19 protein-coding genes and 1 tRNA gene are annotated in these 22,586 nt (G+C 62.8%); 11 read left to right on the top strand and 9 right to left on the bottom strand.

Translation table 11 applies throughout. The features are described from left to right. Positions 1 to 36 precede the first annotated feature (36 nt). The 3 genes from CRO06_RS12970 to CRO06_RS12960 form a co-directional block, all read right to left on the bottom strand. Positions 37 to 2,475, bottom strand: coding sequence for a membrane-bound PQQ-dependent dehydrogenase, glucose/quinate/shikimate family (locus CRO06_RS12970; RefSeq protein ID WP_097058598.1), 2,439 nt, complete (start codon positions 2,473 to 2,475; stop codon positions 37 to 39). Positions 2,476 to 2,639: 164 nt separating this feature from the next. After that, a complete protein-coding gene (locus CRO06_RS12965; RefSeq protein ID WP_063139960.1) occupies positions 2,640 to 4,442 on the bottom strand; it encodes a beta-ketoacyl synthase in 1,803 nt (600 codons plus the stop codon). A 203-nt stretch (positions 4,443 to 4,645) separates the two neighbouring features. Continuing rightward, positions 4,646 to 5,827 (bottom strand): acetyl-CoA C-acyltransferase, encoded by a 1,182-nt coding sequence (locus CRO06_RS12960; RefSeq protein WP_055098838.1) that lies wholly within the window; start codon positions 5,825 to 5,827, stop codon positions 4,646 to 4,648. A gap of 292 nt (positions 5,828 to 6,119) precedes the next feature. Here CRO06_RS12960 and CRO06_RS12955 point away from each other — a divergent pair, with 292 nt between their 5' ends. The 3 genes from CRO06_RS12955 to CRO06_RS12945 all read left to right on the top strand — a co-directional run bounded on the left by CRO06_RS12955 (position 6,120) and on the right by CRO06_RS12945 (position 7,950). Continuing rightward, the gene (locus CRO06_RS12955) at positions 6,120 to 6,707 is read left to right on the top strand and encodes a superoxide dismutase (RefSeq protein WP_022995609.1); all 588 of its coding nucleotides are present in this window, start codon (positions 6,120 to 6,122) and stop codon (positions 6,705 to 6,707) included. A gap of 225 nt (positions 6,708 to 6,932) precedes the next feature. Beyond that, the gene (locus CRO06_RS12950) at positions 6,933 to 7,802 is read left to right on the top strand and encodes a hypothetical protein (protein ID WP_022995608.1); all 870 of its coding nucleotides are present in this window, start codon (positions 6,933 to 6,935) and stop codon (positions 7,800 to 7,802) included. A gap of 63 nt (positions 7,803 to 7,865) precedes the next feature. Continuing rightward, a tRNA-Leu gene (locus tag CRO06_RS12945) sits at positions 7,866 to 7,950 on the top strand. A gap of 75 nt (positions 7,951 to 8,025) precedes the next feature. Here the strand turns inward: CRO06_RS12945 and CRO06_RS12940 are convergent. After that, positions 8,026 to 8,610 carry a TetR/AcrR family transcriptional regulator gene (locus tag CRO06_RS12940; protein ID WP_097058597.1) on the bottom strand — a complete coding sequence of 195 codons (585 nt, stop codon included), beginning with the start codon at positions 8,608 to 8,610 and terminating at the stop codon, positions 8,026 to 8,028. Positions 8,611 to 8,708: 98 nt separating this feature from the next. On the opposite strand from CRO06_RS12940, the gene CRO06_RS12935 reads away from it, so the two are divergent. Then, positions 8,709 to 9,497, top strand: coding sequence for a MipA/OmpV family protein (locus CRO06_RS12935; RefSeq protein ID WP_244902828.1), 789 nt, complete (start codon positions 8,709 to 8,711; stop codon positions 9,495 to 9,497). 21 nt (positions 9,498 to 9,518) lie between these two features. Here the strand turns inward: CRO06_RS12935 and CRO06_RS12930 are convergent, their stop codons facing one another. From CRO06_RS12930 to CRO06_RS12920, 3 genes are all read right to left on the bottom strand, one after another. Then, the gene (locus tag CRO06_RS12930) at positions 9,519 to 11,030 is read right to left on the bottom strand and encodes a purple acid phosphatase family protein (RefSeq protein ID WP_097058596.1); all 1,512 of its coding nucleotides are present in this window, start codon (positions 11,028 to 11,030) and stop codon (positions 9,519 to 9,521) included. 153 nt (positions 11,031 to 11,183) lie between these two features. Continuing rightward, a complete protein-coding gene (locus CRO06_RS12925; RefSeq protein WP_022995604.1) occupies positions 11,184 to 11,981 on the bottom strand; it encodes an alpha/beta fold hydrolase in 798 nt (265 codons plus the stop codon). A 110-nt stretch (positions 11,982 to 12,091) separates the two neighbouring features. Continuing rightward, positions 12,092 to 13,012 carry a LysR family transcriptional regulator gene (locus tag CRO06_RS12920; RefSeq protein ID WP_022995603.1) on the bottom strand — a complete coding sequence of 307 codons (921 nt, stop codon included), beginning with the start codon at positions 13,010 to 13,012 and terminating at the stop codon, positions 12,092 to 12,094. 92 nt (positions 13,013 to 13,104) lie between these two features. On the opposite strand from CRO06_RS12920, the gene CRO06_RS12915 reads away from it, so the two are divergent. The 3 genes from CRO06_RS12915 (at position 13,105) to CRO06_RS12905 (ending at position 15,627) form a co-directional block, all read left to right on the top strand. Beyond that, entirely contained in the window at positions 13,105 to 13,899 is a 795-nt protein-coding gene (locus CRO06_RS12915; RefSeq protein ID WP_022995602.1) for an NAD(P)H-dependent oxidoreductase, read from the top strand. Positions 13,900 to 13,998: 99 nt separating this feature from the next. After that, positions 13,999 to 14,331, top strand: coding sequence for a DMT family transporter (locus CRO06_RS12910; protein ID WP_022995601.1), 333 nt, complete (start codon positions 13,999 to 14,001; stop codon positions 14,329 to 14,331). A 108-nt stretch (positions 14,332 to 14,439) separates the two neighbouring features. Further along, entirely contained in the window at positions 14,440 to 15,627 is a 1,188-nt protein-coding gene (locus CRO06_RS12905) for a multidrug effflux MFS transporter (protein WP_026948684.1), read from the top strand. A 95-nt stretch (positions 15,628 to 15,722) separates the two neighbouring features. Here the strand turns inward: CRO06_RS12905 and CRO06_RS12900 are convergent, their stop codons facing one another. Continuing rightward, positions 15,723 to 16,634 (bottom strand): LysR family transcriptional regulator, encoded by a 912-nt coding sequence (locus tag CRO06_RS12900; protein ID WP_022995599.1) that lies wholly within the window; start codon positions 16,632 to 16,634, stop codon positions 15,723 to 15,725. A gap of 117 nt (positions 16,635 to 16,751) precedes the next feature. Here CRO06_RS12900 and CRO06_RS12895 point away from each other — a divergent pair, with 117 nt between their 5' ends. Further along, the gene (locus CRO06_RS12895) at positions 16,752 to 18,476 is read left to right on the top strand and encodes an acyl-CoA dehydrogenase family protein (RefSeq protein WP_097058595.1); all 1,725 of its coding nucleotides are present in this window, start codon (positions 16,752 to 16,754) and stop codon (positions 18,474 to 18,476) included. A gap of 31 nt (positions 18,477 to 18,507) precedes the next feature. Here the strand turns inward: CRO06_RS12895 and CRO06_RS12890 are convergent, their stop codons facing one another. Then, positions 18,508 to 19,461 carry a patatin-like phospholipase family protein gene (locus tag CRO06_RS12890; protein WP_097058594.1) on the bottom strand — a complete coding sequence of 318 codons (954 nt, stop codon included), beginning with the start codon at positions 19,459 to 19,461 and terminating at the stop codon, positions 18,508 to 18,510. A gap of 195 nt (positions 19,462 to 19,656) precedes the next feature. On the opposite strand from CRO06_RS12890, the gene zigA reads away from it, so the two are divergent. The 3 genes from zigA to CRO06_RS12875 all read left to right on the top strand — a co-directional run bounded on the left by zigA (position 19,657) and on the right by CRO06_RS12875 (position 22,552). Continuing rightward, positions 19,657 to 20,871, top strand: a complete 1,215-nt coding sequence (gene zigA / locus CRO06_RS12885) for a zinc metallochaperone GTPase ZigA (RefSeq protein ID WP_097058593.1) — start codon at positions 19,657 to 19,659, stop codon at positions 20,869 to 20,871. A gap of 56 nt (positions 20,872 to 20,927) precedes the next feature. Next, the gene (locus CRO06_RS12880; RefSeq protein WP_097058592.1) at positions 20,928 to 21,383 is read left to right on the top strand and encodes a transcriptional repressor; all 456 of its coding nucleotides are present in this window, start codon (positions 20,928 to 20,930) and stop codon (positions 21,381 to 21,383) included. 122 nt (positions 21,384 to 21,505) lie between these two features. Beyond that, complete coding sequence (locus CRO06_RS12875; protein ID WP_097058591.1) at positions 21,506 to 22,552, top strand: cyclase family protein; 1,047 nt, start codon at positions 21,506 to 21,508, stop codon at positions 22,550 to 22,552. Positions 22,553 to 22,586 lie beyond the last annotated feature (34 nt).

The raw sequence follows: 22,586 nt of genomic DNA, 5'->3' as shown, positions 1-22,586 counted from the left end.
GAGAGCCCCCGGCCCGGGGGCTCCCGATCCCCGAGGTCAGTCGGATTTTGGCAGGGCGTAGGTGATGACGTAGTCGCCGCTTGGTGTTTCCATGAAATGATGGCCGGTGGCGACGATCATCAGATATTGCCGCCCGTCCGCTTCGTACACCAAGGGCGTGGCCTGGCCGCCGGCGGGCAGGGCATCCTGCCAGATGGTTTCACCAGTGGTGATGTCGATGGCTCGGATCAGATCGTCGGTGGCGGCGGCGATGAAGATCAGACCGCCGGCGGTGACCACCGGCCCCCCGTTGTTGGGCGTACCGATGGTGAACGGCAAACCGCTGCGAATGCCCCAGGGGCCGTTGGCGCGGGCGGTACCGAACGGGCGGTCCCACAAGGTTTCGCCGGTGGTCACGTCGATGGCGCGGATACCGCCGTAGGGCGGCTGTTTGCACAACAGTCCGGTCCACGGCACACGCCAGCCCGCGTTCACGTCAATCGCATAGGGCGTGCCCGCTTGCGGGTCGCCGGCGCCCTCGGCGTCGCCATGGTCCTTGGCGTCGCCCTCGCCGCGTGGCAGCCAGCCGTATTGATTGGCCAGCTCCCGTGGCACCAGCCGATTGTAATTGGGGGTGATGTTGTAGTTGGCGATCATCACGCCGCGGGACGGGTCCAGCGCCACGCTGCCCCAGTCGGAGCCGCCGTTGTAGCCGGTGAACTCGATCCATGGCCGGTCCGCGTTGGGCGGCGTGTACATGCCCCTGTAGTCGGCTTTGTGGAACTGCACCCGGCAATACATCTGGTCGAACGGCGTCATCCCCCACATGTCATGCACGGTGAGGTCGGGCTGTTTCAGGCTGTGCCAGGTGGAGAAAGGCTGAGTCGCGCTGCGTTGCTCCGGTTCGGCGCCGCCCTGGGGCACCGGCCTTTCCTCGATACCGGTGAGCGCTTCGCCGGTGCGCCGGTCGAACACATAGAATTCGCCTTGCTTGGTCGGTAGCAGAATCGCTGGCACCGGTCCCTTGCTGGTGGGGAAATCCAGCAACGAGGGTTGCGAACCCAGGTCATAATCCCAGACGTCCTTGTGCGCGACCTGAAAGTGCCAGGCTGGTTTACCGGTGCTGGCGTCCAGCGCCACCAGCGACGCCGCCCATTTGTTTTCCGCTTCGCTACGCGGTGTGCTCCAGTAATCGGCGGCGGAGTTGGCCATCGGCAGGTACACCATACCCAGAGCATTGTCGCCCACCGCCGTGGTCCACATATTCGGCGAGCCACGGGTGTAGATCCGGTCGCCGCTGAGGGGCTCGCTTTGCTCCGGCCGGCCGGCGTCCCAGGCCCATTTCAGTTCGCCGGTGAGAGCATCGAATCCCTTGATCACGCCGGACGGCGCATCCCGTTTCTGGCCATCCAGTACCTGGTGCCCGGTGATCACCACATCCCGTACGATCACTGGCGCTGAATTGATCGAGACATAGCCGGGCGGGGTATCGCCCATGTTTTCCTTGATATCCACCTGGCCGCCGTTACCGAAATCCTGGCAGGGTTCGCCGGTGGCGGCGTCCACGGCGACGATGCGACCGTCCAGGGTGCCGGAAAAAATACGGCGGGCGCAGGCCGGGCCACTGCCGTCTCCGGCGCCGCCGGGCAGTGTCGCCAGACGTTCTTCCGGTACCTGATAGTAGGTCACTCCGCGGCAGGCGGCGGTATAGGGAATGGCGTCCTCGGATACTTCGGGGTCGTAGCGCCAGTTTTCCCGGCCATCGGCGGCGTTCAGGGAAATAATGATGTTGCGGGAGGTACACAAAAAGACGTCGTCGCCGACTTTGAGCGGTGTGGTCTCCGCGCCCCAGCGCCGGTCCAGCAGATCGCCGGTACGATAGACCCAGGCCCGTTCCAGGCCGGCGACGTTGTCGGCGGTGATTTGATCCAGCGATGAGTAGCGTTGCGCGCTATTGCCGCCGCCGTAGGCGGGCCAGTCGCCGGGGTGCGGATTGTCCGCCGGTTGCGCGTCGCCCACCGCGGTGGCCAGTCGGGCACTGTCCGGTCCGGGGACCGGCTTGGGGTTGACCGCGCCGAACGGCACGAACGCCAGCCCGAGGCCGACCACCATCAGCACCACCAGCGCCCCCGCGACAGAATAAGAAGCACCGGGGGCAAAGCCGTTACGCAACCTGGGAGCAGCCAGGGCCACCGCCACACCGAGCCCGATCACCACGTCCATGCGCGGAATCCAGCCCCAGTAGTTGCCGCCGGCTTCCCACAGCGTCCACAGCAGGGTGCCAATGAACACCAGAACGTAAATGCCGACGCCGGCCCGGCGCCCGGTGATCAGCAACAAACCGGAGACGATCATGGCGAGGCCGGCCAGCAGGTAATACCAGGTGCCACCCACCGACACCAGCCAACCGCCCTCGATGGTGAAGGCAACACCGAACAGGGCAACGACGGCGCCGATTAGGAAGAGCAGGACATCGCGGGAACGTGAGGCGGCCATGGAGAACTCCTTCTCTGCTTATTGTGAGGGAACATCCGTGCACCCCACGGTAACGCAGCGAAGCAGGCCCTCGCCCATTTTGCGGACCGGGTTCCGCAGATTTTACCAAACTTTAGAATTGAGCCCGCCGGGAGGGTCCGGCGGGCGGGAGCGATCTGCTGTCCTTAGCGGTAGTCGTCGAAGCCCGGGTCGTCGCGGAAGGTCAGCGCCTGATCCCAGCCGGGCAGACGGATGGACTGGTCGGTGATGCTCAGGTCGTCGCCACTGAGGACGCCGTCGTTGAAGTAGTAATCCGGCGCGGTTTCGCCAGCCAGGGCTCGTCGTTCGTAGTCGGCGGCGGCTTCGCGGGTGTCGGCCACCCGGTCCCGCCAACTGTCCAGCGTGCTTTGGCCATGGCGGCGGCGCAGCAGGTCCAGGGTGGCGTCCGGGGACAACATCACGGCGGTGGCGTTGTTACCGCCGAACCCTTTCGAGTTGAGCAGCGCCGCCGAGGGCCGCATCTCCCGGTGCTCGCGGGAGAACGACAGATTGCTGTCATGCAGATCGGCGGCGAAATGGTCCACCGTGGCGATCCCCGGCAGTAAGCCATCCTGGAAAGTCCCCGCCGCGGAAGCCAGTTGATCACCACCAGCGCTGCCCAGGGAATGGCCCACGTAGGCTTTGATCGCGGCCACCGGCCAGTCGCTGATGTGGAAGGCCTTGGCGACTTCGTTGAGGACGTGGGATTCGGTGACCCGGTTCTGCGGCGTGCCGGTGCCATGGGCGTGCACCACACTGTTGTTGCGCAGGGCATCCTCGCCCAGCAGTTGACGGACCAGGGAAGCGGCGCGGCCGAGGGTCAGGTAATTGCCAATGCCCGGCGAGGAAATGGATTTCTTGGCGCCATCGGCGTGGACGAAGACGTCCGGTACCGACGCCAGAATGTCCGCGCCCAACTCCAGCGCCAGGCTGTCGTCCATCACCACCGCGAACTGGGCGGACTCCGCCATGGTGAAACCGCAGTTGTCCGAGAACGGCCGGCAGGCGCGGCGCAGGTCGGCCTGTTTGGCGCCGTCCAGGGCCGCCAGGGCTTCATCCTCGGCCAGCGCGCCCATGGCACGGTAGCCTTCCAGCACTTCCGGTACCAGCGGCGCTTCACTGGTGCCCACCACCACCAGCCGGGCACGGCCGTTGCGGATCGCGTGCACGGCTCTTTCCAGGTTGTAGAGGAAAGTGGCACAGGCGCCGAGCATGCCACCGGTACCACCAGGGCTGCGCAGCACATAGGCGTTGATGAAATCGGCGGTCATCTCGCCGAGGCCCAGCGGGCATTGTTTGGAGGTGGTGCGTTGGCCCAGCGACGGGGCGCGCATCATGCCGCCGAGACCATGGTCGTCCAGTTGCGCCATGGCATTGGAGGCGAACACCGCGACCTCGTCCGGTGCCAGCCGGCCACGCAACTGATCCCAGGGAATACCGAGCATGCCAAAGGCGTCACTGACACCGTAAATGGCCATCTGCAAGGCACGGGGGTGGTTGCGTGAAGCGTACAGAGTGGCGGGATCGAAACCGCTGGGCAACTGGCCGGCGGCGCTGACCCGCCGGGTGATGGCCGCCGGCGCGCGCAGTTCGGCCCCGGCGGGCACGGTGACCCGGCTGCGATGCCGGTTCAGCTCGGTGACTTGCCAGCCCTCCGGCAAGGGGTGGGGCAGATCAAGGTTGCGCATCTCCAGAGTCACCGGCGCGTCGCTATGGCCGTTGCTCGCCATGGTGATGCGCACCGCTTCCGGCAGTTCACGGATCAAGGTGGCGTTCAGCAGTTGCTGGCGGTCGCTCAGGCCGGTGAGCGCGGACAGGCTGTCCAGAGTCTGTTGTTGTCGGTGGGCATCCAGCGCTTCGAACACCATGCGGCGGAAGCCGTGGTGCATGGAGGTGCGGCCGGCGGCGTTGATGCCGCCCACGGCGGTAATGACGGGCAGGGCGGACATGGTACTCCCTAGAATGATGACTAATCGGTCAATTCTAGGCCCCAGGATAGCGTTTGCGTATCAATGCCGCCGCCGGAGTTGCAACGGGATATTACCGCTGGCGCATCTGCACGCTGATCACCTTCTCATCAAGGGCGCTACGAAGCCGCTACAGCGGCTCCGTGGCCCGGTCTGTGGGGCGCTGCCTGACGACGCGGCGTTTTTTACAGCAGCTCGATGGCCACCGCGGTGGCTTCGCCGCCGCCGATACACAGGCTGGCCACGCCGCGTTTGCCGCCGGTGCGTTTGAGTGCATGAATCAGCGTCAGGATGATGCGCGAGCCGGTGGAACCGATCGGGTGGCCCAGGGCACAGGCGCCGCCGTGGATGTTCAGTTTGTCGTGGGGGATGCCCAGATCGATCATCGGCAGCATCGCCACCATGGCGAAGGCTTCGTTGATCTCGAACAGATCCACGTCCGCCACGCTCCAGCCCACCTTCTTCAGCAGTTTCTCGGTGGCGCCGATGGGGGCCACGGTGAACTCGCTGGGGTGACGGCTGTTGGTGGCATGGCCGAGAATGCGCGCCAGCGGTCGCAGGCCGCGCTCGGCGGCGACGGATTCCCGTGCCAGCACCAGCGCGGAAGCGCCGTCGGAAATGGAACTGGCGTTGGCGGCGGTGACGGTGCCGTCTTTCTTGAACGCCGGTTTCAGATTCGGGATCTTGTCGATATTGGCGTTGCCCGGCTGCTCGTCGGTATCCACCACGGTTTCGCCCTTACGGGTGGTCACGGTGACCGGCACGATCTCATCCTTGAACCAGCCCTGCTCGATGGCGGTCTGGGCGCGCTTCAGTGATTCGATGGCGAAAGCGTCCATTTGCTCGCGGGTAATGCCGCGCTGGTCCGCCACTTCCTGAGCGAAAGAACCCATCAGACGGCCGGTCTCGGCGTCTTCCAGACCGTCCAGGAACATGTGGTCATGGATCTGGCCATGGCCCATGCGCAGGCCGGAACGGGCCTTGTCCAGCACATAGGGGGCGTTGGTCATGGACTCCATGCCGCCGGTGACGACGATGTCATGGCTGCCCGCCTTGATCATGTCGTGACCGAACATGGTGGCGCGCATGCCGGAACCGCACAGCTTGTTGACGGTGGTGGCGCCGGTGCTGTCCGGCAGACCGGCCTGGCGCATGGCCTGGCGCGCCGGGCCCTGCTTGAGACCGGCCGGCAGCACGCAACCCATCACCACGTCCTCGATATCGGTGGCCTTGAGGCCGGCGCGGGCCACCGCTTCACGGATGGCGGCGGCGCCCAGAGTGGGCGCGGTCACCGGCGCCAGGCTGCCTTGGAAGCCGCCCATGGGAGTACGGGCGCCGTTAACGATGACAACGGAGTCTTGGGACATGATTTTTCCTCGATCATGGTGGCCGTCCACCGCTCCATGGCGGTCAGCCAAGATGTAAAAACCGCCATCATTGTACTTGAGATGGGCCGGATCGTCCCCAAGTGTCAGAGACACCGACGCGGATGACACAGCCGCACCCAATCGACACGATAGTGCCGGTCTATGTGGTTCCCCGAAAAGCCGCTTGCTATGATGCTCCGGGCCACGGGTGGGAGCGCAACTTCCGCCTGCGGGTGGCTGCGATCATCCGCTTCAATGGCAACACGTCAGATAACAGTCAGGGGAAATGACTATGGCTTTTGAACTTCCGCCGCTTCCGTACGAGAAGAACGCCCTGGAACCGCACATCTCCCAGGAAACCCTCGAATATCATCACGGCAAGCACCACAACGCCTACGTCACCAAGCTCAACGAGTTGACCAAAGGCACGGACGACGAGAACAAGTCCCTGGAGGAGATCATCCAGTCCGCCAAAGGGGGGTTGTTCAACCAGGCGGCGCAGGTATGGAACCATACCTTCTATTGGAACAGCCTGAGCCCCAACGGCGGTGGCGCGCCCACCGGTGATCTGGCCGATGCGATCAACAAAGCCTTTGGTTCCTTCGACAAGTTCAAGGAAGAGTTCAACGCCAAGGCGGCTGGTAACTTCGGCTCCGGCTGGACCTGGCTGGTGAAAAACAGCGACGGCAGCCTGGAAATCGTCAACACCGATGACGCCGACACCCCGATCGCTCACGGCAAGGGCCAGACCCCGCTGCTGACCGTGGACGTGTGGGAGCACGCTTACTACATCGATTACCGCAATGCCCGTCCCAAGTATCTGGAAACCATCTGGAACCTGATCAACTGGGACTTCGCCGCGAAAAACTTCGCCGGTTGATCCAGCCCTGCTGGCGGCGCCATAACGCGCCGCTCCAGGCCACCGCGCCGCCAGACGAGCCTCCGGCCCGTCGTGGCGGCGGCGGTATCCCCTCTCCCCGCCGGCCGTGACGCGATGCCGGACAAGCCTCCCCCGACACGGTAATATGGGCGCCTTGAACGGCGGCCGTTTCCGCCTGTCTGACAGATTCCCGTTCACTTTACTGGTACCACTTCAGGATGCCCTATGACCCAAGAGCGTGACGTCAAGCTGGGTGATATCGACGATCTTTCCCTGGATGATCCACCCCATTCCAGTCACAACCGGCCGCCGGCCAGGGAGCCGGCCCGCCGTGGCGGGGGAGGGGGCGGTGGCCGACGCGAGCCACCAGCGCGCGCCAAGGGCGGCGGCAGTGGCGGCTGGATCGCCGCCACCTTGGTGCTGGCTGTGCTTCTGGCGGTGGTCGCGGGCTACTTCTACAGCGAAATCTCCCGGCTGCAAGCGCGGATGGAAACGCGGATCAGCGAGTCGTCCGAGCAACTCGGCAATCTGCAGTCCAAGCTGTCCGAGACCGGTGAATCCGCCACCGAGTCCTACAGCAAACTGCAGGCCAACGTCGGCGATCTGAACAAGACGGTGAAGGAGCACGGTTCCGAAATCCGCAAACTGTGGGATCTGAGTAATAAGGGCAATAAGGATGCCATCGCCGCCAACGACGCGGCGATCAAGAAACAGGCCCAAAGCGTCCAATCCACCCAGGCCAGCCTGGCGGAACTGAAAAAAACCGTGGCCGGTTACGATGAGGCCATCCGCAAGGCCGGCGGCCAGGCGGAGGCGGTGCGCAAGCAACTGGACAGCGCGGTGAAATCGGTCAACGACAGCAATGCCCAACTGCGTACCCAGGTCGGTCAGTTGCAAACCCAGGTGGATGTGCTGGTGGACTCGCTGAAACAACTGGAACAGCAGAGCAAGAACCAGCAAACCGCCATCAGCCGCTTGCAGACCCGCACCAGCGGCCAAAGCGACGAGCGCCTCAAGGAAATCGAAGCCGCCATCCAGGCCTTCGATGCCTACCGCATCCAGGTCAACAACCGCCTGGATCAATTGGAGCGCTGATCCCTTATCGGCCCATACAGCCGGCTGGCTTTTGCCCGGCTGGCTGCTACAATGTGCCCGCCCGCGCCAGTGGTGGAATTGGTAGACACGCCAGATTTAGGTTCTGGTGCCGAGAGGTGTGGGGGTTCAAGTCCCTCCTGGCGCACCACTATCCCTTTGATTTATCCCCTTGAGTTTCGAGTGATATCCGCCGGATTTTCGGCAGGTTTATCATTCGTCGCTGTTACGACTCTTCTTGTGGTTTCACCAACGGCAAAAAAATCCTGTCCACCCACGCCGTTCGTAATGCCTCCGGCGGTGGTGAGAAGGTCATCAGGACGTGGTGACGAAACAGCACGCCCAGCAGAGTATCCACCGGAGGGGCAAGGTTTTGCTCCAGGATCTCACCACGCTCCACCGCTCTGTCCAGTAGTGCCCTGAGCGTTTCCTTGCCGCCTGCCAACAGGGCAGTGCGCAGGTCCTGCGGCGTGGAGGAGGTGTCTTGAAAATACTCGCTGGAGAACAAGGTGAAGACGGCGGCGATCCCCTTGGCACGGGTGGATGCCAGCTCCAGGTATTCCAGCAATTCCGTGCGCAGATCACCCCGATCCGCCACGGCCATGGGGTGCTTCGCCATCTGCTGCCGGATCGCCGCGATGGCCAGTTCCGCTTTGTGGTTCCATCGTCGGGCCAGTACCGGCCGGCTGGTGCCGGCCCGATTGGCCACGCCCTCCATGGTTAAACCGCTATATCCACGTTCGGTCAGTTCCGTCCAGGCTGCTTCCAGCAGAGCGGCCTCGAGATCCGCGCCGCGCCGGCGTCCTTTCATTGTATGAATCCTTTATTAAGATGCATTGATGTATCTTGACGTGCCAGAAGGTTCGTCAATAGGATGCGACAACGCATCTTAATTGACGGGGAATGAAAATGACAAACAGTGATGGGCTGAGACGCCTGGGTGAGGCGGGTTTTAGATGCTCGCTGGGTATGGTGATGCTGGGTATCTCGGCGTCGGCGACGGCGGATTCGGAACAAGCCCGCTCCCGTCATTTGGCCCTGGGCCTGGGGGTCGCGGGACTGCCCCGATACCAGGGCTCCGATGAATATGAGGCCGAGCCCGTTCCGCTTATTGACGCACGCTATGGTCGCTTCTTCGCCAGAAGCGGCGAGGGTATTGGCATCACCGCCATCGATACCGACGGATTCACGGCGGGCGTCAGCGCTAACTGGATGAGAGGTTACCAGGATGACGACGTGCCCAGGGGGATCGACGAGGTAGACAGTGCTCTGGGGGCACGGCTGTTTGTCTCGACGAGACTTTGGGGTGCGGTGGCTACCCTGGCCACCACTCGGGCCATTACCGAAGTGGAGCGAGGGTTGCTGGTCAATGCCGCTCTGGCTTATCCCATTCACGCCACGGAACGGTTGATGGTGACCCCGAGCCTGGGCGCGACCTGGGCCAATGAGAAATACATGATCAGCTATTTCGGTATTGATGCCACCGAGTCGGCGGCATCGGGATTGGCTCCGTATCAGCCGGAGGATGGTTTCAAGGATGCCTCGCTCCGCATCAGCGCCAGCTATCGGATGACGGAGAAAGTCAGCGCCTGGGGAGCCGTCGGGGTAACGCGTCTGCTTGGTGACGCAGCGGATAGTCCTCTGGTCGAGGACGACACGCATGCCATCGGGCTGCTCGGGTTCGTCTACAGATTCTGAATCACGGACAATGTGGCAGGGCTAGTGCATTTCGTTCATGTCGTGGGTCAGGTTGCGTTGCAGGGTGTGCTTGAGCATGGCATTCAGATCCACATCCAGTTCGGCCAGTGAGCGCGCCGGCCGTTGCTCCCGGGTCGATAACGGAGTGATACCTGTCGGTGCCGCGACTCGGGGGGCGAGGGTGAATTCATCGAGCAGTATTTCCTCGCCCTCGGGGTACAGGTTGCCGTCTTCATCGCTGACCGCGTAGCTGCGTGCGTGGATCCGCCGGTCTTCCACATCCACGACGGTGAAGCCGTGGCATACCCTGGAAACAGCGGCCCAGTTGGCGGGATCCTCGATCAGCTCATAGAGACTTTGCCCGCCGCCTCCCTGGGTGACCTGGACATAACCGTTGTCGGATGGCTTACCGTAGGCCATCGGATGCGAGCGCTCAAAAACATGGTCGTGGCCCACCAGGACCAGGTCCACGTCGTAGCGCAGCAGAATTTGTTCTTCCACCGCCACCAGGGCAAAGTTGGCGGGGTCGCGGCCTTCGCAGTTGGTCCACAGGGTGTAGTGCTGGACAAAAACGATGAAGTCGATTTCGCCGTCACGCCGCCGCCGCCAGGCTTCGGCCAGGTCTTTTTCCATTGCCGCCAGTTCCACCAGAAGTTCGGTGGTGGAGGACAAATCGGTCAGCAGTGAGCCACCAGTGCTGAAAAAGAAATGCACGCGGTTGTAGTCGAAACCGTAATAAATGCCTTTACCCGGCTGGCTGACGCGGGTGCGATAGCCCTGGCCCCCACCATCCTTGTTTTCGTGGTTGCCGGGGCAGGTCATTACCGGCACCCGGGCGGCGAGGGGCTCGAGCATGTCGAAATAGCGGTCCCATACCGGCTGGTCGCCATTGGCGTAGGAGAGATCGCCGGCGACGATGAAAAAATCCGGCGCCAGGTCTTCCACGTTGCTCAGCACACGCTGGCTGGTGTCCCGCAGTCCGTGATCGCCGAAGTGGCAAAAACGAAAGCCATTGATACGAGTGGGCGCGAGTACCCGCGTTGAACTCCAGCCGCCGTTGTCCGAGCCGACCCGATAGCGTACCGCCTGTCCCGCTTGCAGACCGGTCAGTGTGGCTACGTGCGTGAGGGCCTCCACACCGTAAGTCTCATGAGCCGTGCCCGTGACCTCAAAAGGAAAGGCCTCGTTGGTGAGTGAACATGAATCCGCATCCCCGGTGACGGGACCGTACTGAACCCGGGTTCCGGGATCCGTGGTGCCGTCGGTGAACCAGGTCAGGGTGCGGGTGGTGTGAGGATGATCGGTCCAACTGGCGTGAAGCCCTCGCGGGGGCTGCGCGCCGGCGGTTTCCTCGGGAGGGCATTCGGGCTCCTCCGGTGTCTCCGGATCGTCCGTTTGGTTTGGGGAGGGGGTAGATGGGGCGGACGGTGGGCTGGAGCCGGAACCCCCGCCGCCGCAGGCGGTGAGGGTCGACGATGCCATTCCCAACAGAATGGCCCGGACGATAGCGCGGCGAGTAAAACGGGAATCCACGGCAAGCACCTTTAATGCCAGAGCAGTTGCGGCACGAAAGGCAAACCCTAAGAGGCCTTGTTGTCGCTAATGTGACGTTCCCGTTTGGGGATACATAAAAAAACAATAATCCGGAAGGAATAAAAGTTGCCGTTCAGAATAAACCGTTCAGGTCTACCCGTTCAGGTTTTGCTGAAAGAACGACTTGATCGTCTCCAGCACTTCCTCCGGTTTTTCCTTGTGCGGCACATGGCCGCAGTCCGGCACGATCTTCTTCGTCGCCGGCCCGGCGCACAGTGATGTGATGCGTTCAGGGTGGATCAGGGAACCGTACTCATCCTGGTCACCATGGATGGCGAGCACCGGACACAGCACCCGAGGCAGGGTGTCACTGAGCGTCCAGTCCTGAAAGGGCTCGGAAAGCCAGGTGTCGACCCAGGCGCTGAGCACCCATTGTGCTTTGTCGCCGTGGTATTTGCGCAGGCGATCCATTTGTTCTTTTTCGGCGAAGCCGCGGTCGGCGTCACGAATGCCGGCCAGGGTGACATCCTCGACGAAGGTCTGGGCGGATTCCGTGATCAACGCTTGGCAGCGGTCGGCGAAAGCAGTGGCGCAGAAGGTGGCCATGCCGCCGCCGACGCTGTGTCCGAAGACCACCGTATTCTGCAATTGCAGCGCCTGGCAAAGCTCGGGGAAAGTATCCTGCGCTTCCCGCCGTACGAAGTCGGGCTCCAATGTGCCGGGGTGAGGATCCGATTGGCCGAAGCCAAGCCGGTCATAGGCGATCACCTCCCGCCCGGTGACACCGGCAAGCTGTTGCGGGAAGTCGCGCCATAGTGCGACACAGCCCAGTGAATCATGGAACAGAACTATCGGCGTCGGAGTGGCGATGTTTTTCGGTGTCCAGCGTTTCACGAAAAGGCGCCCCTGGGAGGCGTTGATCCAGGTTTCTTCCACGAAAAGCGAGTGCATGCGGCTTCCTTGATTCAATCGGTGGTGCTCTCTCCGGATGGTCGGGAGCGGTCGGTCAGGGAATGGAGCGGTTGCGGCCATCAGTCGCGGTCATAACAAGGGCCTGTTTTTCATGCCTGCTCCATTCCGGGAATGTCCTTTATCTTCTCAACCAGAAAATCGATCAACAAGCGCACCCGGGCGATGCCGGCGCGTTCCGGCACGATCAGCAGATTGATCGGTACCGGCGGCAACGTATAGTCCGGCAGAATCCGCACAAGCCGCCCCGAGGCCAGCAGGTCATCCACCAGCCAGTGATGGACGGGGCCGAGTCCGCGGCCGGCGGCGAAGGCTTCACGGGCAGCCAGGCCATGATCGACACGCAGGCGTCCGCCGAACGGCACGGCATGTTGGCGGCCATCCGGTCCTTGCAGGGTCAGGGTATCGCTGCCCGCCACATTGGTCATGCGCACGCCCTGATGCCGGGACAGGGCCTCGATGGAGGTGGGTGTACCGTGGAGGGCCAGATACTCCGGCGAGGCCACCAGCAGGCGTTGGGAGCGGCCCAGCGGGCGTAGCTTGAGATTACTGTCGTTGAGCGGGCCCAGACGCAGGGCCAGGTCCACGCCTTCGCGGACCAGGTCAATGCGTTCATCGGTGAGATTGAAATCGACATCGATGTCCGGGTAACGATCCTGGAAAGCGAATACCAGCCGGCTGGCTTGCCGCACGCCAAACGCGGCGGAGCAGGACAAGCGGATGGTGCCGGCTTCAGCGCCACGGGCACTGCGAGCTTCCGCCGCCGCCTGATCCAGCAGACGCAGAATCTGCACGCATCGGGTGTAGTAGCGGCGGCCCTCCTCGGTGACGGTGACACGGCGAGTGGTGCGGCTGAGCAGCGGTACTCCCAGTGCTTCCTCCAGTTCCCGCAGGTGACGGGTCACGGTGGATTGCCCTATGCCCAGTTCCCGTGCCACCGCCGACAGACCACCCCTTTCGACGACGCGGACGAAGCTGCGCAAGCGCTCCAGGCTGATGTTTGATTTATCCATTTTTCAGCTAAATGTTATGTATTGCCATGGTATAACGGATAAACGCCTTCCTGGCTATGGTTCTTTCTCCAAGCAATCAATGGAGAGGATCCATGAAGGTATTACTGGTGTTCGCCCATCCGGAACCCCGCTCGTTGAATGGCGCCCTGCGTGATGTGGCGGTAAGTGAGTTGCAAGCGTTGGGGCATGAGGTGCGGGTCTCGGATCTGTATGCCCAGGGCTGGAAGTCCCAGGTGGATCGCGCCGATTTCCCGGCGTTGCCGGCGCGGTCGCGGCTGAAAGTGCCCGGCGCCTCCAAGGACGCGTTCGTTGCCGACGGTTTGACCGCGGATGTGGCGATGGAAATTGAGAAACTGCGGTGGGCGGATACCTTGATTCTGCAGTTCCCACTGTGGTGGTTTTCCATGCCGGCGATTTTGAAGGGTTGGGTGGATCGCGTGTTCGCCTATGGTTTCGCCTATGGCGTGGGGGAGCATAGCGATCATCGCTGGGGAGACCGCTATGGCGAGGGCAGTCTGGCGGGGAAAAAAGCGATGCTGATGGTGACCGTTGGTGGTTGGCGGGAGCATTACTCCGCTCGCGGCATCAACGGCCCAATGGAGGATCTGTTGTTCCCGATCCACCACGGCATCCTGTTCTATCCCGGTTATCAGGTTCTGCCGCCGTTCGTGGTGTATCAGGCGGACCGTTTCGGTGAGCGGGACTTTGAGAGCGCGGCGCGGCGATTGCGGGAGCGGCTGGGCAATCTGGAAACCATTGCGCCGCTGGCATACCGCCAGCAGAATGCCGGCGATTACACCATCCCCGAGTGCGAATTGCGGCCCGGATTGGAGGGCGCCGGCGACAGCGGATTCGCTCTGCACCTGCGCGATGACGGAAAACGGTAACCTGATCAGGGTGTAATTAGCGTAACCGAACGTGCCGAACGTTATCCTGGACGGGTATCATGCTTCCTTCTGGAGTGACGCCCGACATGGGAGGCGCGCATGAAAAACGGACTGTTCCTGTTGATTGCCATTGTCTCCGAGGTGGCGGCGACGTCGGCGTTGAAAGCCAGTGAAGGCTTTACCCGGCTGTGGCCGTCGCTGGTGGTGGTGTTGGGGTACGGGCTGGCGTTCTACTTCCTGTCGCTGACATTGCGAGTGATTCCGGTGGGCGTGGCCTACGCCATCTGGTCCGGCCTTGGCGTGGTGCTGGTGGCGTTGCTGTCCTGGCTGATTTATGGGCAGAAGCTGGATGCACCGGCGATGTTGGGGATGGCGCTGATCATATCCGGCGTGGTGGTCATGAATCTGTTCTCCAGCTCCTCTGTTCATTGAGCCGGGCGATCAGACGGGTCAAGGTTGAAATCGGCGTTGCGCGTCTCTATTATTTGACTATATCAACTATTTATTGTCCCCCGTTCACACCCCAGCATCAGGTCTCCTATGTCCCGTCCTTACCCGGTTACCTTGCCTGTCGTATTGGCACTGGCCATGGCCTTGGGGCCTTTGTCGGTGGATGCCTATCTGCCGGCGTTTCCCCGCATGGCCGAAGCCTTGGGGGTGGAGATCAGTGAGATCGCCCGCAGCCTGTCGATTTATGTGTTCGGCCTGGCGATGGGGCAATTGGTGGGCGGGCCGCTGTCCGATGCCATCGGCCGGGCGCGGGTGATGTATCTGGGGCTGCTGATTTTCATGGTCGCGTGCCTCGGTGTCAGCAGCTCGGAATCGATCTCCGCGTTGTTGGGCTGGCGGGCGCTGCAGGCCTTCGGCGGCGGCTGCGTCGCGGTGCTGGTGCCGGCACTGGTACGGGACCGGGTGCATGGCGCGGATGCCGCCAAGCTGTTCAGTATGATCGGTTTGATCATGGTGGTGGCGCCTGGGGTGGCGCCAAGCATCGGCAGCGCCATTCTGGCGGTGGGAAGCTGGCATACCATCTTTCAGTTGCTGGCGGTGTACGCGGTATGTCTGGCGCCGCTGACTTACTTTTTCGTGCTGCGGCAGAGCCCGCGCAATGGCGGCGGTGCGGCGCCAGCCGAGTCTCTCTGGCAGCGTTACAAGGCGGTGTTCGCCATCACCCCGGCGCTGCCTTTCCTGTTCCTGCAGGCGTTCGCGTTTTCGGTAATGATGCTGTTCATTACCCACGCGTCCTTTATTTATCAGGAACACTTTGGTCACTCGGAGAGCGTATTCGCACTGATGTTTGGCGCCAACATCGTGATGATGCTGATTGCCAACCTCACCAACCGGGTGTTGTTGAACCGGTTTTCCTCCCGCCAGATTTTGTGCGGTTTTCTGGTGCTGCAATTCGCCGGTTGTCTGTTGCTGGCGATCATGACCGCCACCGGCGCGCCGGTGTGGCTGTTCCTGCCGGCAATGATGCTTACCGTGGGGGCTCAGGGTGGGGTGGTGCCGAACAATCAGGCTTGCTTCATGGAGTACTTCGACCGTCACGGCGGCACCGCCGCGTCGCTGCTGGGGGCGGCTCAGTTCGGCATCGCCGGAGCGTTGAGCGCCTTGTCCACGCTACTGCCGGAAACCCTGCCGTCGGTGATCGCCGCCATGTTCGCCTGCTCGCTGGTGTGCATGGTGATTGTCATGGCGGTGGTGAGGCCATTCCGCGATCCGGCCTGAGTCGCAACGCACCATTGGCCATTCGCGAGCAAGCTTGCTCCCACAGAGGGCTACGAAGTCGCTGTGGGAGCGAGCTTGGTCGCGAATAGCCAGGATCAGCGCCCCACTGGCGGCGCTGTCGCTTCCACGCATTGCGTGATCACCTCGATGACCAGATCCCGGCTCGGATTGGGCTGATCCCGCGGCCAGATGCACAGCGACTGGTGGTGGGCCGGGGCGTCCTCGATCGGCAGGAACACCTCCTGACGGAAGCGCGCTCCGGTCAGCGCCTTGGGCACCAGAGAGACGCCCATGCCGTGGGCCACCAGCGCCATTATGGTGAGCCAGTGCGTCACCTGGTGGCGGATCTGCGGCTCCAGCCCGGCCAGGTGAAACTGGGAAATGATGCGATCGTAATAATGGGGTGCCAGATTGCGGCTGAACATGATCAGCGGCTCGCCGGCCAGATCCCGCAGCGTCAGCGAGCGCCGCGAAGCCAGCGGATGGTGCGGAGGCAGGCAGGCCAGGAACGGATCCTCGGCAATGGGTAGCGAGGCAATACCGTCCGGCAGCGGCATGGCATGGATGAAGGCCAGATCCAGTTGCCTGGCCTGCAGCGCCGCAAGCTGTTCCGCCGAATTACGTTCGATCAACTGCACCTCGATACCCGGGTGGGCGTCTTCCAGTTGCCTCAACATCGCCGGCAGGTGGCGAAAAATCATCGCCGGGGTGAATCCCATCCGCACCACGCCGGAGGCGCTGGAAGCGATCCGCTGCACCAGGTTCTGTGAGGCTTCCAGATTCTCCAGCAGCCGCCGGGCTTCGCGCTGAAACACCTCGCCGGCCGGCGTCAGGGCTACGTGCTTGCTGCTGCGTTCCAGCAGCTTTACCCCCAGTTCCTCTTCCAACTGGCGCAGACTGGCGCTCAGCGGCGGCTGGGAGATGTGCAGACGTTTGGCGGCGCGTCCGAAATGCAGGTCCTCGGCGAGTACCAGAAAGTAGCGTAATTGGCGGAAGGTCAGGGCCATGGTCCGGCTCCCATTAAGAATACTGAAAATGCTATTGATAAATAGAAAAATCGGATTGGAGGTTAGGAAAACCCCTTTATATCATGCGATAAATACTATGAATAAGAGAGGTTTGCCATGGCCAAGGCGATTTATCGCAATATTCCGGACAGCCAGGGGAACAATGCTTACCAACAGGACCCGGATTTCGCCCGTTTGTTGTCGGTGTATCTGCCCGCGGAACTGCGTGATCATCTGGAGCCGGTGTTTCAGGAACTGGGTGCCCTGACCGGGGATGAGTTGGAAAGACTGGCGCGGGAGGCGGACCGCAATCCTCCGACGCTGCGATTCCGTAATCGGGATGGCAGTGACGCTCAGGTGGTGGAGAAGCATCCTTCCTATCAGCGGCTGGAGTACTACGCTTTTTCCCGCTTCGGCCTGGCCGCCATGTCCCATCGCGGTAATGTTCTGGGCTGGCCGGAAGTGATGCCGCCGTTGGTCAAATATGGGCTCACTTATCTGTTCGTGCAGGCGGAGTTCGGCCTGTGCTGTCCGTTGAGCATGACCGATGCGCTGACCCGCACTCTGCGCAAGTTCGGTGACGAAGCACTGATCAACCGGTTCATCGACGATCTCACCTCCCAGGACGAAGATTCTCTGTTCCAGGGCGCCATGTTCATGACCGAGCAGGACGCCGGTTCCGACGTCGGCGCGATCACCACCGAGGCCCGCTTCGAGGACGGTGTCTGGCGTCTGTACGGCGATAAGTGGTTCTGCTCCAACGCCGACGCGGATCTGGCCATGGTGCTGGCCCGTCCCTCCGGTGGTGATGGCGGCACCAAGGGGTTGACGTTGTTCCTCCTGCCCCGCCGGTTGCCCGACGGCACTCTCAACCGTTATCGCCTCATCCGACTCAAGGACAAACTGGGCACCCGCTCCATGGCCAGCGGCGAAATCGTGCTGGAAGGGGCGGAAGCCTATGTGGTGGGGGAGCCGGGTAACGGCTTCAAGCAGATGACGGACATGATCAACATGTCACGGCTGTCCAACGGCGTGCGTTCCGCTGGCATGATGCGCCGCTCCGTCAATGAAGCCCTGTTCATTGCCCGTAACCGGGTGGCGTTCGGCCGCAAGCTGATTGACCTGCCGCTGCTGAAGCGGCAACTGGTGAAGATGATGGTCACCGCCGAGCAGGGCCGCAGCATGGTGTTCCATACCGCCGAGTGTCTGCGCCGCGCGGACCAGGGGGATGCGGTGGCGGCCAAACTGCTGCGTATCCTCACGCCGTTGATCAAGTTCCGCACTACTCGGGATGCCCGCAAGGTCGCCGCCGACGGCATGGAAGTGCGTGGTGGTTGCGGCTACATCGAAGAGTGGTCCGATGCCCGGGTATTGCGCGACGCCCACCTGGGCTCGATCTGGGAAGGCACCAGCAACATCGTCGCGCTGGACGTGTTCCGGGCGATCCGGCGGGAACAGACATTGCCGGTGTTGAGCGAGCATCTGCAGCAATTGCTGTCGGAAAGCGCTCTGTCCGACAGCGAGCGCCAGCGGTTCGAGGCGGTGCTCAAACAAGTGACCGCCGCCGCCGAGCAGGTGGCTGGCGACAACACCCTGGAAGCGGACGCGCGCCGCATCGCCAGCGCTCTGTACAACTTCACCTCGGCGGTAGTCCTGGCCTGGGAAGCGGCGCGAATCGGCGATGACCTGCGCCGCCTGGCGCTGGCCAAGTTGGTGTTGAGCCATAAACTGCTGCCACGGGATCCGCTCAAGCCGGAGGCCGGCGACGGTGCCTGGCTGGCGGCCTTGCTGGCGGAAACGCCGCTGTCCCGGGATCAGGTGGACGCGGTCTGGGAGGCGTAGGTATCGCGGCTCGTGAGCCGCGCTGCCGGGCCTATCGCAGGACGGCGAGGCCCTGTCTGACCAACGGCGCCCCGGTTCGCAGGGCGGTTTCCAAAATCTGGCGCCGCCGCCGCGGATCCATCATGTTGTAGCCGAACGCGGCGAGATCCTCCGGGCCGGGCTCCAACCGCACCACTTTTTTGCCCCGCTGCTTCAGCGCGGCTTCTTCCTGGTCGACACGGGTGGTCATATAGCGGCGCAGCCGCCGCTCCAGCCTTTCCAGGGCATTGCCCGGACGGCCCGGATGTCGTGATGCCATCGGTGCCAACAGGATGACTTCGTCCACATTGCGATCCAGCAGTAGGTCGGCGGAGGTGGGAGAGACGATGCCGCCGTCCAGGTAGTGGCGGCTACCGATCTTCACCGGCGGACACCAGCCGGGCACGCCATAAGAGGCGCAGACCGCGTCGCTGAGCGTGGCCCTGGGGGCATCGTCCCGACCGAACGCCACGCGCCGGCCGCTGGTGCTGTCGGCGGCGATGATCCAGGTAGCCGGGTGGGGAACCCAGCCATCGGGGGTTTGCACCTCTTCGCTCAGCCGCCGGAACGGTGCCATGTCCAACCGGCCTCGGGGCAGCAGACCGCACAAGCCGGTCAGAGCCGGCACCCGGCCGCGCAGGGCCAGCATCGCCAGTGCCGGATTGTTCAGTCCCGGAGCTGGCAGCGGGGGCAGGGCGCCGCCGGCATCGCGATCATGATCCCATTGACACCCTGACGACCGTTGTTGCTGGCAGGCCAGCAGCTGTTCCACCGAGCGACCGCCACCGAGTTGCGCGGCCAGGACAGCGCCGACCGACGTGCCCATCAGCACCGCCGCGTCACGGACATCCCAGCCCGATTGCTGCTCCAGGTGATGCAGAACCGCTACCGACCAGGCGCCACCGGCGACGCCACCGCAACCAAGAACCAGGGCACGGCGGGGCGAGGAAGAACGGGCTGGTGGCATGATGACGACTCCGCGGCAAAGGTGGGGATGATGCCCCCGCCGTTCCGGCGGGGCCAGGTGAATGGGGGTCAATTGTTGGCGCCGTCATGTTCTGGAGTGGGCGCGAATTCCTTTATTGTTACGTTATAACATGATAAAAAGCGCCTTCGCACTTTCGTCACCTTGGCATCGTCGCCAAGCAGTCAGGAGCCCGCCATGACGCCAGCCCAACGCTTACCCGTCACCGTGTTGTCCGGTTTTCTCGGTGCCGGCAAGACCACGGTACTCAACCATATCCTCAATAACAGGCAGAACCGCCGGGTGGCGGTGATCGTCAACGATATGAGCGAGATCAATATCGATGCCGCTCTGGTTAACCAGCAGGTCAGTCTTAATCGTGCCGAGGAAAAGCTGGTGGAGATGAGCAACGGCTGTATTTGCTGCACCCTGCGCGAGGATCTGCTGGTGGAAGTGCAGCGGCTGGCCGGGGAAGGGCGCTTTGATTACCTGGTCATCGAGTCCACCGGCATTTCCGAGCCGTTGCCGGTGGCGGAGACCTTCACCTTCGAGGACGAAAGCGGCGCCAGCCTTTCCACGGTGGCGCGGCTGGATACCCTGGTGACCGTGGTGGACGGCGCCAATTTCCTGCGCGATTACCGCGAAGCCCGCTCGTTGCAACAGGTGGGAGAAAGCCTGGGCGAGGAGGATCAGCGTAATGTGGCGGACTTGCTGGCGGACCAGATCGAATTCTGCGACGTGCTGCTGGTCAGCAAGACCGACCTGATCGACGAGGACGAGCTCAAGCAAGTGGTCGCTTCCCTGCGGGCCTTGAATCCGGAGGCGGAAATCGTGCCGATCCGCCGGGGGCAGGTCGACCTGGATCGGGTCCTGGATACCGGCCGCTTTGATTTCGAACGGGCCAGCCAGGCGCCGGGCTGGCTCAAGGAAATGCGCGGCGAGCACACGCCGGAAACCGAGGAGTACGGTATCGCCAGCTTCACCTACAAGGCGCGCCGACCGTTTCATCCCAAGCGCTTTTTCGAGTTTCTTCATCAGGACTGGGAGCAGGGCAAGCTGCTGCGCTCCAAGGGCTTCTTCTGGCTCGCCTCGCGCCCGCGGTGGGCCGGCAGTTGGAGCCAGGCCGGCGGTATCGCCCATCACGGTCCCGCCGGTTTGTTCTGGAAGGCGGTGCCGCAAAGCCACTGGCCGAAGGATCCGGAGTACCGTGATAATATCCTTGCCAACTGGGAGGAGCCGTTCGGCGATATGCGTCAGGAGCTGGTGTTCATCGGCCAGGATCTGAGCCCCGAGCAGGCCCGCCGCGCGCTGGACGCCTGCCTGCTCGATGATGATGAACTGCGGGCCGGGCAAGACCATTGGCGCACCCTGGAGGACCCGTTCCCCGACTGGGGTGAGCCGCCGGTGGGGTAAAAGCGGCGGGGGTTGATGTAGAATGGGCGGTTCGCATTCCGCTCTCTGGAGCCCGCATGACGGAAACCGTGGAAAAGCAACTGCGCATCGCCGAGCAGCGCTGCGCCGAACAAGGCCTGCGGCTGACGCCGCAGCGGCGTCAGGTGATGGCACTGCTGCTGGAGCAGGACGGGCCGCGCAGTGCCTATGATCTGCTGGATGCCCTGCAAAGCCAGCATCACCCCGGCGCCAAGCCCCCCACCATTTACCGGGCACTGGACTTTCTGGTGACCGCCGGACTGGCCCACCGCCTGGCGTCCACCAACCGCTATCTCGCCTGCGGCCATCTGGCCTGTGAGCATGGCCATGACGGCACCTTGTTTCTGGTCTGCGACCGTTGTGGCGCGGTGCGCGAGGCGCCGATGGAAGGCCGCTTCAAGCAGGCACTGAACAACAGCCTGGCCCATCAGGATTTTGTCGTTGGCATGCAGCCGGTGGAGATCCACGGCCATTGCCGTCAATGCCAGGACTGACGCCCCTCCCGATTCTCTCCCGTTGAAGCCTCCGCACGGTGTTCGAAAACGCCTATGGATGCGGTGGTGCCGACGGTTGTGTTTAGATAAATCCAAATAACACAGCAAATCGGGAGAGACGTATGAAAACAACAATGTCAGGTCTTGGTTCGGGATGGCGCTGTCTGCTGGCCGGCTGTCTGTTGGCCTCGGTGTCGCCATTGCTGGCGGAAACCACCATGGAGCGATTACAAAAGGATGCTCCCAACAACTGGAGCAAATGGGGCGAGGACGACCAGGTCGGCGCGCTGAATTACCTTGCCGACGAGTCGGTGCTCACCGGCCTCAAAGCCGTCAGCGAAGGGCGTGTCTTCACCCTGCAGATTCCGATGACCTCCGGCAGCGGTCCGGTGTTCCCCGGACGCATTCCCACCCAGCACTTCATGGCCAACGATGCCGCGGCTTACAGCGCCGGCAAGGCGGAACCGTTGCCCGGTGGTATCAAGTACTCCGATGATGCCGCCTTCATCTACCTGCAAGGCACTACCCACGTGGACAGTCTGGCCCATGCCTGGTACGGCGAGCAGGTCTATGGCGGCAAGAGCGATCAGACCACGGTACATGGCCACGCTCACGCGGACGTGGCGCAACTGGGCAACAAAGGCATTGTCGGCCGCGCCGTCTTGCTGGATGTGGGCCGACACAAGAACAAGGACGCCCCGTATCGGCTGGCGCCGAGCAGCTGCATCGACTTGGAAGACCTCAAGGATACCGCCGAAGCGCAGAAGGTGAAGGTCAACAAGCGTGACATCCTGGTCATTCGCACCGGCTCCATCGCCCGGTTCTGGGAGGAGGAACCGGATGCCAAGTGGGAGGCCTACACCGAGCCGGGTCTGTGCTACAGCAAGGAACTGGTGAACTGGGTGGATGAGATGGAAATTCCGATGATCGCCTCGGATAACCTGGCCATCGAGAAAGTATCCCAGCAGATTGATGGGGAAACGGTGATCATTCCGTTGCACGGCGCTTTCATCCGTGATCTGGGCGTGGTGCTTTCGGAAATCTGGTGGCTTGATGATCTGGCGGCGGACAGTGCCGAGGATGGCAAGTACGACTTCCTGCTGGTGGCGGCGCCGCTGAAGATGGAAGGCGGCACCGGCGCGCCGGTGAACCCGGTGGCGATCAAATAGCGTAAACTGGGGCTCCGAGCCGACAACGGAGCCC

The sequence above is a fragment of the Alloalcanivorax xenomutans genome (genome assembly GCF_900217905.1).
Lineage (GTDB): Bacteria > Pseudomonadota > Gammaproteobacteria > Pseudomonadales > Alcanivoracaceae > Alloalcanivorax > Alloalcanivorax xenomutans.
Note: the sequence above shows the minus strand (reverse complement) of the source record. Positions and strands in the feature narration are given on the sequence as shown.

Bases quoted from the DNA above. Each gene is read 5' to 3' on its own strand.
- CRO06_RS12970 (WP_097058598.1), bottom strand. From the start codon at position 2,475: ATGGCCGCCTCACGTTCCCGCGATGTCCTGCTCTTCCTAATCGGCGCC.
- CRO06_RS12965 (WP_063139960.1), bottom strand. From the start codon at position 4,442: ATGTCCGCCCTGCCCGTCATTACCGCCGTGGGCGGCATCAACGCCGCC.
- CRO06_RS12960 (WP_055098838.1), bottom strand. From the start codon at position 5,827: ATGTCCCAAGACTCCGTTGTCATCGTTAACGGCGCCCGTACTCCCATG.
- CRO06_RS12955 (WP_022995609.1), top strand. From the start codon at position 6,120: ATGGCTTTTGAACTTCCGCCGCTTCCGTACGAGAAGAACGCCCTGGAA.
- CRO06_RS12950 (WP_022995608.1), top strand. From the start codon at position 6,933: ATGACCCAAGAGCGTGACGTCAAGCTGGGTGATATCGACGATCTTTCC.
- CRO06_RS12940 (WP_097058597.1), bottom strand. From the start codon at position 8,610: ATGAAAGGACGCCGGCGCGGCGCGGATCTCGAGGCCGCTCTGCTGGAA.
- CRO06_RS12935 (WP_244902828.1), top strand. From the start codon at position 8,709: ATGACAAACAGTGATGGGCTGAGACGCCTGGGTGAGGCGGGTTTTAGA.
- CRO06_RS12925 (WP_022995604.1), bottom strand. From the start codon at position 11,981: ATGCACTCGCTTTTCGTGGAAGAAACCTGGATCAACGCCTCCCAGGGG.
- CRO06_RS12920 (WP_022995603.1), bottom strand. From the start codon at position 13,012: ATGGATAAATCAAACATCAGCCTGGAGCGCTTGCGCAGCTTCGTCCGC.
- CRO06_RS12915 (WP_022995602.1), top strand. From the start codon at position 13,105: ATGAAGGTATTACTGGTGTTCGCCCATCCGGAACCCCGCTCGTTGAAT.
- CRO06_RS12910 (WP_022995601.1), top strand. From the start codon at position 13,999: ATGAAAAACGGACTGTTCCTGTTGATTGCCATTGTCTCCGAGGTGGCG.
- CRO06_RS12905 (WP_026948684.1), top strand. From the start codon at position 14,440: ATGTCCCGTCCTTACCCGGTTACCTTGCCTGTCGTATTGGCACTGGCC.
- CRO06_RS12900 (WP_022995599.1), bottom strand. From the start codon at position 16,634: ATGGCCCTGACCTTCCGCCAATTACGCTACTTTCTGGTACTCGCCGAG.
- CRO06_RS12895 (WP_097058595.1), top strand. From the start codon at position 16,752: ATGGCCAAGGCGATTTATCGCAATATTCCGGACAGCCAGGGGAACAAT.
- CRO06_RS12890 (WP_097058594.1), bottom strand. From the start codon at position 19,461: ATGCCACCAGCCCGTTCTTCCTCGCCCCGCCGTGCCCTGGTTCTTGGT.
- zigA (WP_097058593.1), top strand. From the start codon at position 19,657: ATGACGCCAGCCCAACGCTTACCCGTCACCGTGTTGTCCGGTTTTCTC.
- CRO06_RS12880 (WP_097058592.1), top strand. From the start codon at position 20,928: ATGACGGAAACCGTGGAAAAGCAACTGCGCATCGCCGAGCAGCGCTGC.
- CRO06_RS12875 (WP_097058591.1), top strand. From the start codon at position 21,506: ATGAAAACAACAATGTCAGGTCTTGGTTCGGGATGGCGCTGTCTGCTG.